The organism is Xanthomonas sp. SHU 199 (genome assembly GCF_000364665.1).
Taxonomy (GTDB): domain Bacteria; phylum Pseudomonadota; class Gammaproteobacteria; order Xanthomonadales; family Xanthomonadaceae; genus Xanthomonas_A; species Xanthomonas_A sontii.
Genome location: NZ_AQOI01000822.1, coordinates 1 through 10,764, shown reverse-complemented (window position 1 = coordinate 10,764; position 10,764 = coordinate 1). Strand labels below are relative to the sequence as shown.

The window sequence follows — 10,764 nt, the reverse complement described above, 5'->3', positions numbered from 1 at the left end:
CGCGGGCGCGCTGCAGGGTCACCTGCTGCGCGGACAGCTCGGCCTGGGCGCCCTCGACCGAGCGGTACAGACCGCGCACCTGGCGCACGGTCCGCGCCAGATTGGCCTCGGCCTGCTGCAGCGCGACCTCGGTGTCGGCCGGGTCGAGCTTGACCAGCGGCTGGCCGCGCTCCACGCGCATGCCGTCGTCGGCGTCGATGCGCACCACGGTGCCGGCCACCATCGGGGTGATCTGCACCAGGTTGCCCTGCACGTAGGCGTCGTCGGTGTCCTCGTGCCAGCGGCCGACCAGGAAATACCAGATCGCCAGCGCGATCAGCACCAGCACCACTACCACGGCCAGGCCGCGCAGCAGCTTGCCGCGCCGGCTGGGGGCGGGAGCGGAGGAAGCGGGGGTCGTTGTCTGATTCATTGCAGCGATCTCAGGAATGCGAAGGTGCGGAAGAAGAAGAGCTCGGCGCATCGGCGGCGGAGGTGGCGTCGTAGCCGCCGCCCAGCGCCTGATTCAGGCGCACCGAGACCAGGATCTGATTGGATTGCAGCGACGCCAGGCGCTGCTGCGCGTCCAGCAACTGCTGTTGCGCGCTGAGCACGTCCAGGTAGTTGCCGATGCCGGCGCGGTAGCGCTGCTGCGACAGGTCGAAGGCGGCCTGCGCCGTCTGCAGCGCCTGCGCCTGCTGCTGCGCCTGCTCGGCCAGCGAACGCGCGGCGTTGACCTGATCGGCCACCTCGCGCAGCGCCGCCACCAGGGTCTGGTTGTAGTTGGCCACCGCCAGGTCGTACTGCGCATCGCGCTCGGCCAACTGGCTGCGCAGCCGCCCGCTGTCGAACAGCGGCAGGCTCACGCCCGGGCTGAGCAGGCCCAGCACCGACGAACTCTTGAACAGGTCGCCCGGATTGGTGGCGGCGACGCCGCCCAACAGGGTCAGATTGATGCTGGGATAGAACTGCGCCTTGGCCGCATGGATGCCCTGCGAGGCGGCTTCCACGCGCCAGCGCGCGGCGACCACGTCGGGCCGGCGGCCGAGCAGGTCGCTGGGCAGCACAGACGGCACCCGCGCGACCTGCGGGTCGAGCAGGCGCGGGCGCTCGATCTGCAGCCCGCGGTCCGGGCCGCGGCCGAGCAAGGCCGCCAGGGCGGTGCGCGCTTCGTCGATTTGCTGCTGCGCTGCCGCCTGCTGCTGGCGCGCCGCCGGCACCCGCGCCTCGGCCTGGCGCAGTTGCAGGTTGTTGTCGATGCCGGCATCGCGGCGCTGCCGCACCAGCTTCAGGCTGTTCTCCGAGCGCGCCAGCTCGGCGCCGGCCAGGTCGTACAGATGCCAGGCGTAGCCCAGTTGCGCGTAGGCGCGGGCGACGCCGGCCGACAGGTCCAGGCGCGCGGCCTGCGCGTCGACCTCGGCCGCATGCGCCTGGTCCACTGCCGCCTCCCACGAGGCGCGCTTGCCGCCCCACAGGTCGAAGCCGTAGCTGAAGTTCAGCAGCGCCTGCTCGTTGTGGATGTACTTGCCGCCGATCTCGTCGCCGGCCAGGCCCTTGGGCAGTTGCAGGCCGGTGTAGCCGGCCGACAGCGACAGCTTGGCGCCGCGGTCGGCATCGGCCGCGCCGGCCTGCGCCTGCGCCAGGCGCAGTCGCGCATCGGCGGCGTCCAGACTGGGCGTGCCCTGCAGGGCCTCGGCGATCAGCGCGTCGAGCTGCGGATCGCCCAGCGCCTTCCACCAGTCCTGCTGCGGCCACGGCGCCGGCGCCAGCGCGTCGGCGGCCAGGGTCTTGCCGATGTGCAGTTGGCGGTCGGCATCGAGCCGGCGCCCCTGCGGTTCCAGGCCACGGCTGCTGGCGCAGGCCGCCAGTGCCAGGGTGAGGGCCGCGACCGCGAACGGGCGCAGGCGGGAGGGAGAAGAAGACAGAGTCATGTGGGCGGGTTCAGGGCGAATTGAGGGAATCGCGGACGCGGACCAACAGCGAAAACAAGTGCTCGCGCTCGTCGGCGGACAGATCGCGCAAGGCATCGGCGATGACGTCGTCGCCGCGCTGCTTGAGCTGCTGCCACAGCGCCTGGCCTTCGTCGGTCAGCACCAGGCGCAACGCGCGGCGGTCCTGCGCGTGCGCCTCGCGACGCACCCAGCCCAGGTCTTCCAGCTTGTCCAGCAGGCGCGTCACCGCGCTGGGGTTCTGGTCGATGGCCTGGGCCAGTTCGTTGGCGGTGCACGGCGCCATGTGGGCCAGGGCCTTCATGCCGATGTAGTGGCTGAAGCCCAGGTCCGGCTCCAGCCCGGCCATGGCGCGGTCGAGGCGGCGCATCAGGCCGTCACGCACCTGGCGCAGCAACAGGCCGAACGAGGGCTGGCCAGGAAAGGAGGGAGCGCAGTTCATGGGTGCCTATTATTTTCATTTAGAAATATATGTCAAGAAAATATCCCCAAGGAAACTAGATGCTGCGTTGCAGCGGAGGAACGCTGACGGCGAGCGCACTGTAGCGGCGCGCGGCCATGGCTCGGTATTACAATCCGGACAATGGATATCGAAATCGCGCCAACCCAGCCGGCCGACGCTCCGGCCAGCGTCGGCTCCGACAGCGCGCTGGACCCGCGCGCCATGGAGTGGTTCGAGCGCGCCGATGGCCCGCCCGCGCTGGCCTTCATCGCGCATTCGCCGGTGTCGCTGCGGCGCGAGGTGGACTGGCACCGCCACGTGCGCGGGCAATTGATCTATGTGGAGGACGGCGTGCTGAGCACCCGCACCGCGCACGGCCAGTGGTCGCTGCCGCCGGGCTGTGCCGGCTGGATGCCGCCGCAGGAACTGCACACGGTGCAGGTGTCCGGGCGGGTGCGCAGCTACCTGGTGCTGATCCGCCCCGACGTCTGCGCCGACCTGCCGCCGCGGACCTGCGTGATCGGCATGAACGGCCTGTTCCGGGAGGTGCTGCGACGGATGAGCCAGTGGGGGGTGCCGCCGGTGCTGGCGGCCGAGCAGCAGCGCCTGTGCGCGGTGCTGCTGGACGAGGTGCGCAACGCCCCGGTCGAGCATCTGCACCTGCCGATGCCGCGCGACCGCCGGCTGCTGCGCATCGCCACCCAGTTGCTGGAAACCCCCGCCGACGACCGCTCGCTGGCGCAGTGGGCGCACTGGGCCGGGCTGTCGGCGCGCAGCCTGAGCCGCCACTTCCGCGACGAGACCGGCTTCGGCTTTGCCGGCTGGCGCCAGCAGGCGCGGCTGGCCGAGGCGCTGCGCCGGCTCAGCGACGGCGCCAGCGTCGCCGACACCGCCTTCCGGCTCGGCTACAGCAGCCCCAGCGCCTTCGTCACCGCCTTTCGCGGCCGCTTCGGCCATCCTCCGGCCCGTTACCTGGCCAGCGCCGGCGGCACGCGCGGCTTGGCATCGCCGGCCGCATCCGGATAATCGACCGGCTGACCTGCGGCGCCTGGCGCCGCGTTCCCCTATAGGTATTTCCTGCGCATGACCGATCTCGCCCGCCCCGCCTTCCATGGCTTCGAACAGCTGCCGCTGCGCGAATACGCCGAACGCGCCTACCTCGACTACTCCATGTACGTGGTGCTGGACCGCGCCCTGCCCTTCCTCGGCGACGGGCTCAAGCCGGTGCAGCGGCGCATCATCTATGCGATGAGCGAGCTGGGCCTGAACGCGACGGCCAAGCCGAAGAAGTCCGCGCGCACGGTCGGCGACGTGATCGGCAAATACCACCCGCACGGCGACAGCGCCTGCTACGAAGCGCTGGTGCTGATGGCGCAGCCGTTCTCCTACCGCTACCCGCTGATCGAAGGCCAGGGCAACTTCGGCTCCACCGACGACCCGAAGTCGTTCGCGGCGATGCGCTACACCGAGTCTAAGCTGACCCCGATCGCCGAAGTGCTGCTGGGCGAACTGGGCCAAGGCACGGTGGACTGGTCGCCGAACTTCGACGGCACCCTGGACGAGCCGACCTGGATGCCGGCGCGGCTGCCGCACCTGCTGCTCAACGGCACCACCGGCATCGCCGTGGGCATGGCCACCGACGTGCCGCCGCACAACCTCAACGAGATCGTCAGCGCGCTGATCCGCCTGCTCGACGACCCCGACGCCAGCGTCGCCGACTTGTGCGAGCACGTGCGCGGCCCGGACTACCCGACCACCGCCGAGATCATCACCCCGGCCGCCGACCTGCGCACCATTTACGAAACCGGTCATGGCAGCGTGCGCGCCCGCGCCACCTACCAGAAGGAAAACGCCAACATCGTGGTCACGGCGCTGCCCTACCAGGTGTCGCCGTCCAAGGTGATCGAGCAGATCGCGCAGCAGATGCGCGCCAAGAAGCTGCCCTGGCTGGAAGACATCCGCGACGAGTCCGACCACGCCAATCCGGTGCGGGTGGTGCTGGTGCCGCGTTCCAACCGGGTCGACGCCGAGCAGTTGATGGGCCACCTGTTCGCCACCACCGACCTGGAGCGCAGCTACCGGGTCAACCTCAACGTGATCGGCCTGGACGGCCGCCCGCAGGTCAAGAACCTCAAGACCCTGCTGGAGGAATGGTTGCGCTTCCGCAGCGACACCGTGGTGCGCCGCCTCAACCATCGGTTGGAGAAGGTCGAGCGCCGCCTGCATCTGTTGGAAGGCCTGCTGACCGCGTTCCTCAACCTGGATGAGGTGATCCGCATCATCCGCACCGAGGACGAGCCGAAGCCGGCGCTGATCGCGCGCTTCGGGCTCAGCGAGGAACAGGCCGACTACATCCTGGAAACGCGCCTGCGCCAGCTGGCGCGGCTGGAGGAGATGAAGATCCGCGGCGAGCAGGACGCGCTGGCCAAGGAACGCGAGCAGCTGCAGGCGGTGCTGGCCAGCAAGACCAAGCTGAAGAAGCTGATCAAGGACGAGCTGATGGCCGACGCCAAGAAGTTCGGCGATGCGCGGCGTTCGCCGCTGGTGCAGCGCGGCGCGGCCCAGGCCATCGACGAGACCGAGCTGGTGCCGAGCGAGCCGATGACCGTGGTGATGTCGGAGAAGGGCTGGATCCGTGCGGCCAAGGGCCACGACGTGGACCCGGCGGCGCTGTCCTACCGCGACGGCGACGGCCTGCTGGCGGCGGTGCGCGGGCGCAGCACGCAGCAGGTGGCGTTCCTGGATTCGGAAGGCCGTGCCTATTCGACCCTGGTCCACACCCTGCCCTCGGCGCGCGGCAACGGCGAGCCGCTGACCGGACGCTTCTCGCCCGCGGCCGGTGCCTCGTTCCAGGCCATCGCCAGCGGCGAGAACGACAGCCGCCTGGTGCTGGCGTCCTCGCACGGCTACGGCTTCGTCACCCGCTTCGAGAACCTGACCAGCCGCAACAAGGCCGGCAAGGCCATGCTCAACCTGACCCCGAACGCCAAGGTGCTGCCGCCCGCGCCGGTGAGCGGCGCCGGCAGCGACCGCATCGTCGCGGTCACCAGCGCCGGCCACCTGCTGGCGTTCCCGGTCGCCGACCTGCCCGAGCTGGACAAGGGCAAGGGCAACAAGATCATCGACATCCCCAAGGCCAAGCTCAGCACCGAGCGGGTGGTGGCGATCGCCGCGGTGGCGCCGGGCAACACGCTGCTGGTGAAGAGCGGCCAGCGCACCATGTCGCTGTCGTTCAAGGACCTGGACGCCTACCTCGGCGCCCGCGCCAGCCGCGGCGGACTGCTGCCGCGCGGGTGGCAGAAGGTCGACGATCTGGCGGTGGAGTAAGCGCTTGGCGCCAAGCGCGGGATTCGGGATTCGGGATGGGAGTTTCGCGCCGGTGCAGCCTTTGCATACGGCGCGGCATCCCGCTTCTCTTAGGAGCGGCTTCTGCCGCGATGCCTTACCGCTGAAGCGTCGCGGTTGAAGCGCAACAGCGACCACGGGCTGCACGCGCATCGCGTGCGAAGCCAAGCGTCCCCCATACCTGCACGTCACGAGGCTTTTGTGCGAGGGGCTTCAGCCCCGACGCGCATCACCTGCAGCGCGTCGGGGCTGAAGCCCCTCCCACAACGCGGCCACCCGAGCGACCAAATCCAAGTCGCCTAGCCCACTGTCGCCGCATCGCGCAACTGCTCGATATGGCTGGCGATCATCGCCGCCACCGTATCGGCCACCGCGCGCGCGCTCAGGCGGGTATCGAACAACAGTTCCACCGTGGCATAGATCAGGTCGACCACGATGCGGCTGACCAGGCGCAACTGGCGCGGGTCGGCGTCGGGGAAGGCCTCGCTGAGGAAGCGCACCTGGCCCTTGGTCACCTGCGCATGCGACTCCAGGCGCACCTGCTGCAGCGCCGGCACCGCGCGCAACGCACGCAGCACCCACACGCCGCCCTCGGTCGCCTTGGTGACGCGGTAGGTATCCAGCACCAACCCGGCCAGTGCGCGCTGCAGGTCCTCGCGCGTGCCGCTCATCGCCTGCTGGGTGATCCACTTGGGGATGAGCTGGTTCTGCCGCTCCATCAGCCGCCGGCCCAGTTCCGACAGCAGCGCGTACTTGTTGGGGAAATAGCGGTACAGCGCCGGCGGCGTCAGCCCGGCACGCGCGCACACCAGGTTGGTGGACAGCCGCTCCACGCCGACGTCGCCGAGCAGTTGCGCGGTGACCGAGAGGATCTGTTCGTAGGTCTCGGTGGCGCGATGCTGGGCCGGCACCTTGTTCCCGGTCAGGCGCGGGCGGTGCGGTGCGGAGGGACGCGGCGTGTCGGCGGGCATGGGATCTCGATGGTGGTAAAGCAGCAGGCGCCGCGGTGGCGGCACGTCACCAGCCTGACGGCACGCATCGCCGCGGCAATGGGTGCGCGGGCTGCGCAGCGACGTCGCGGCACGCGCCGACATCGCATCTTACCGCGCCCGCCGCTGGCACACCGGCAACGTCGCTCAGCGCCTTGCCAGCCAACCGTTGAGGCCGGCCGCCAAGCACCGCTGCAACGTGGTGTACGGAGGAAAGAACGCCTTGACGATCGGCAGTCGGCCGCCCCGCAGCAGCGCGCGTTCGTGCGAGAAGGTGCGGAAGCCGTGCACGCCGTGCGCGCTGCCGAATCCCGAGGCGCCCACCCCGCCGAACGGCAAACCGCTGTGCACGAACTGCTGCAGGCAGTGGTTGACCACCGCGCTGCCGGAACTGGTGCGCGCCAGCACCTGGGCGATGCCGGCGCGATCGCGGCTCCACAGGTACAGCGCCAGCGGCTTGGGCGCGGCGTCGAGCCGGTCGAGCACCTCGTCGAGGCGCGCGAACTCGATCAGCGGCAGTACCGGACCGAAGATCTCTTCCTGCGCGATCCGCGCCTGCGCCGGCACCTGCGCCAGCAGCGTCGGCGCCACGTAGCAGCGCTCCGCGTCGTGCTCGCCACCGGCCAGCAACTGCGCGCCGCCGGCGCGCGCTTCGTCGATCAGCGCGGCCACCCGCGCGGCATGCGCCGGGTGGATCATGCGCGCCAGGTGCGGGCTGGCGGCGACCGCCTGCGCGTCGGCACCGTAGCGCTGCGCCAGCAGGGCGCGGCAGTGTGCGAGCAGGCGCGCGCTGACGTCGCGATGCACGAACAAGGTATCCGGCGCGATGCAGGTCTGTCCGGCATTGACCAGCTTGGCCCAGACGATCACCTCGGCGGCAAGACGCAGGTCGGCGCTGCGGTCGACGATCACCGGCGACTTGCCCCCCAGTTCCAGCGTCACCGGCGTCAGCTGCCGCGCCGCCGCGGCCATCACCTGCCGGCCCACTGCCGCCGAGCCGGTGAAGAACACATGGTCGAACGGGCACGCCAGCAAGGCCTGCGCGGTCGCCGCGCCGCCCTGCACCAGGGCCACCTCTTCCGGTGCGAATGCCTCGTCCAGCACCGCCTGCAGCACCGCGTTGACCTGCGGGGTGAATTCGGAGGGCTTGATCAGCGCCGTGTTGCCGGCGGCCAGTGCCGACACCAACGGCCCCAGCACGGTGGCCACCGGGTAGTTCCAGGGCCCGATGATCAGGCAGCGGCCCTTGGGCTGGAACGCGATGCGCGCGCGCGTGCCCAGGGCCAGCAGGGTCGGGGCGACCTTGCGCGGACGCATCCAGCGCGGCAGCTGCGCGATGGCGGTGGCGATCTCGTCGACCACCGGCAGCACTTCGGTCAGTTCCACTTCCAGTGCGGGCTTGGCGAAATCGGCGGCGAAGGCGGCGATCAGCGCCTGCCGTCGCGCCAGCAAGGCATCGCGCAGCGCACGCAGATGCGCGCGCCGCGTGTTCGCCGAGGAGCCGCGCCAGGCCAGCGCGGTGGCCTGCTGCGCGGCGAACAGCGCCGCGACCGTTTCCGGTGGGGTGTCCAGCACGGGCTCAGACGCCATCGCGGCTCTCCTGCTTGGCGGACATCGGCCATCGCCCGGTGCCTGGCAATCTCCTGCCCTGCGCCATGCGCGGCCGACGGAAGCGCGTCATCGCAGCGGCCAGCACGCTCGCACGGCCACCACCATCAGCCCGCATGCGAGCCCGCCTCCACGACGGCCGGACGGCGCTGCCGCCGGCCGATCCACAGCGCCAGCAGCGCCGCGGTCAGCGCAAAGCCCAGACCGACCAGCGGCACCGGCGCCGGATCGTCGGCATGCAGCAGCAGCGACGCCAGCAACGGCCCGCAGGCCGACCCGATCAACTGCGCCGCCGGCACCAGCACCGCCACCCGCCCCTGCGCATTGGCGCGCAGCGCCAGGCCGACATGGAACGGCATCAGGAACATCCAGGCGAAGCCGAACGCCACGCACACCGCGGCGAAGCCCAGCGCCGCATTGCCCGGAACCCGGTACATCGCCGCGGCCACCAGGCACAGCGCCACGCTGCCCAGGGTCAGGGTCGCCGTCACCGACAGCCGGCGCACCCAGTAGATCGCCGCCAGCCCGCCGACGATCTGCATGCCCAGCACCCACGAGGTCTGCAGCTGCGCCGCATGCGCGTCCAGCCCCGCGCGCAACGCCAGCGGCTCCAGGTACGCCCACAGCGCGCCGATCGCCGACATCTGCAGGAACGCCACCAGCAATGGCGCCAGCGTCGCCGGCGACCAGCGCAGCCTGGCGGTGGCGGTCGCCGCGCACTGCGCATCAGCTGTGGGAGCCAGGCTTGCCGGCACCGGCAGTGCCGCCGCCAGCGGCAGCACCAGCAGGCAGGTCGCGGCCATGGCGACGAAACCGCCCTTCCAGCCGGCCGCCGGCAACACCCACAGCGCCAGCGCCGCCGCCAGCGCGATCTGCGCCAGCGCCTGCAGCACCATGAACACCGCGGTGATCCGGTCCGGGGTGGCCGCGCGCACGATGCTGACGGTGGCCACCCAGACCAATAGGCCCTCGGCCAGGCCAGCGACGGCGCGTAGCGCGACGAACGCCGCATCGCCCTGTGCCTGTACCGTGGCCAAGTTCAGCAGCGCGGCCAGCAACGCCGCCACGACCGCCGTGGTGCGTTGCCAGGACACCGGCAGCAGCGCATCACCCAGCGCCACGCCGATGCCCAGGGCGATGATCTCGCCCATCGCCACCACGCCCACGCCGGGCAGCGTGATCAGGTGCTGCTCGACCAGTGCGCCGAGCACGATCGGCTGCACGCCGAGGATCAGCAGCGCGATGGCGCCGATCGACAAGGCCGCGGCGAGCGGACGTGTCGCGTGGACGCCGGTTGATGCGAGGGAAGAAGGGGATGGCGTGGCGGTCATCGCGATGGACCCTCAGTAGCCTTTGCTTTCGGCCGGCAGTTCGCCCGCGGCAAAGGCCGCGGCGGCACGCACCTGGTCCTTGCGCAGCCGCCCGTTGGCGATGCGCCGCACCCACCAGGGCAGCTCCCGCACCTGCCCGCCGGTGGCCGCGGCAAGCACATAGGCCTTGGCGCATTTCTCGAACAACTCCACGTTCAATGCCAGCCGCTGCGCGGTGATGCCAAGACACAGCGGGCGTCCGCCGAACAGCAGGACGCTGCCGCTGCCCGGCGCGGCCGTCGCCAACGCGTCGAGCGCAGGAAACGGCGCCGGCATCGGCCCGATGTGCCGGGCCTGCTCGTCGAACACCTGCGGCAGCACGCCGCCGACGTCGGCCAGGCGCAGGCCGAACACGCCGGCCGACCAGGCGCTGGCGCCGACATCCGGACGCCGCGCGTACACCTGCGCGTGCACCTGCGCCGCGGCCGGCAGCGCCGGGTCGCGCCAGTCCAGCCACTGCGGCCGCTCCGCCTTGAGCGCGCCGCAGCACATCGCCGTGGTGCCCGGACAGCGCAGCGCCAGGGCTGCCACGTCGTCGCCGAGCAAACGCTTGGCCACGAGCCGCTCGCGGGTGTGCAGCCAGAGTGCTTCGATCTGCGGGACGGTGGGCATGCGCTACACCAGCTTGAACACGTCGTCGAAGCGGTTCAGCGCCTCGTCGACCACCGCATCGGTATCGGCGCGGCTGGTGTAGATGCGGCTGCCGGCCAGGGTGATCAGCCCGTGCGCCGAATACGCCGCGCCCATCTCTTCCATCATGTGCTTGCGCTCCTTGGCTTCGTTGCGCACGCGCCACAGCTTGTACAGGTTGCCGGTGTCCAGTAGCAGCACGCCGGAGGTCTGCAGGTGCACGATCGAGCCCATGTTGTAGACCACGTACGGCAAACCGAGACGGCGGATGATCGCCTCCAGGCCCTGCCGCAGGCGATCGCCGGCGCGGCCGGCCTGGCCGGCGGCGTCGCTGCGTTGCGCTTCCAGCAAGGCGTGGTAACCGGCCACGCAGGACAGCGGATTGGCCGACAGCGTGCCACCGACGAAGGCGCGCCGCGCCGTGGTGCCGATGCCGCCGACCAGGCTCATCA

Annotated in this window: 8 protein-coding genes and 2 pseudogenes; 2 read left to right on the top strand and 8 right to left on the bottom strand. The window is 70.9% G+C overall.

Annotated features, from left to right (window positions below; translation table 11 throughout):
* From D183_RS0122540 to D183_RS0122530, 3 genes and pseudogenes are all read right to left on the bottom strand, one after another.
* A pseudogene (locus D183_RS0122540) lies at positions 1–412 on the bottom strand (biotin/lipoyl-binding protein); the annotation flags it as partial.
* 10 nt (positions 413–422) lie between these two features.
* Positions 423–1,910: an efflux transporter outer membrane subunit gene (locus D183_RS0122535; protein WP_017910993.1), complete on the bottom strand. Its 1,488-nt coding sequence runs from the start codon at positions 1,908–1,910 to the stop codon at positions 423–425.
* 10 nt (positions 1,911–1,920) lie between these two features.
* A complete protein-coding gene (locus D183_RS0122530; protein WP_026144760.1) occupies positions 1,921–2,370 on the bottom strand; it encodes a MarR family winged helix-turn-helix transcriptional regulator in 450 nt (149 codons plus the stop codon).
* Between the two features lie 141 nt (positions 2,371–2,511).
* Between D183_RS0122530 and D183_RS0122525 the strand changes: the two genes are divergently transcribed.
* A complete protein-coding gene (locus D183_RS0122525; RefSeq protein WP_017910991.1) occupies positions 2,512–3,396 on the top strand; it encodes an AraC family transcriptional regulator in 885 nt (294 codons plus the stop codon).
* A 57-nt stretch (positions 3,397–3,453) separates the two neighbouring features.
* A complete protein-coding gene (gene parC, locus D183_RS0122520; protein ID WP_017910990.1) occupies positions 3,454–5,697 on the top strand; it encodes a DNA topoisomerase IV subunit A in 2,244 nt (747 codons plus the stop codon).
* A gap of 317 nt (positions 5,698–6,014) precedes the next feature.
* Here the strand turns inward: parC and D183_RS0122515 are convergent, their stop codons facing one another.
* From D183_RS0122515 to D183_RS25720, 5 genes and pseudogenes are all read right to left on the bottom strand, one after another.
* The gene (locus tag D183_RS0122515; protein WP_017910989.1) at positions 6,015–6,686 is read right to left on the bottom strand and encodes a TetR/AcrR family transcriptional regulator; all 672 of its coding nucleotides are present in this window, start codon (positions 6,684–6,686) and stop codon (positions 6,015–6,017) included.
* A 165-nt stretch (positions 6,687–6,851) separates the two neighbouring features.
* The gene (locus D183_RS0122510; RefSeq protein WP_039729427.1) at positions 6,852–8,294 is read right to left on the bottom strand and encodes an aldehyde dehydrogenase family protein; all 1,443 of its coding nucleotides are present in this window, start codon (positions 8,292–8,294) and stop codon (positions 6,852–6,854) included.
* Between the two features lie 125 nt (positions 8,295–8,419).
* On the bottom strand, positions 8,420–9,571 hold the full coding sequence (locus D183_RS0122505; RefSeq protein ID WP_017910987.1) for a hypothetical protein: 1,152 nt from the start codon (positions 9,569–9,571) through the stop codon (positions 8,420–8,422).
* A gap of 84 nt (positions 9,572–9,655) precedes the next feature.
* On the bottom strand, positions 9,656–10,294 hold the full coding sequence (locus D183_RS0122500) for a hypothetical protein (RefSeq protein ID WP_017910986.1): 639 nt from the start codon (positions 10,292–10,294) through the stop codon (positions 9,656–9,658).
* 3 nt (positions 10,295–10,297) lie between these two features.
* A pseudogene (locus tag D183_RS25720) lies at positions 10,298–10,764 on the bottom strand (aspartate aminotransferase family protein); the annotation flags it as partial.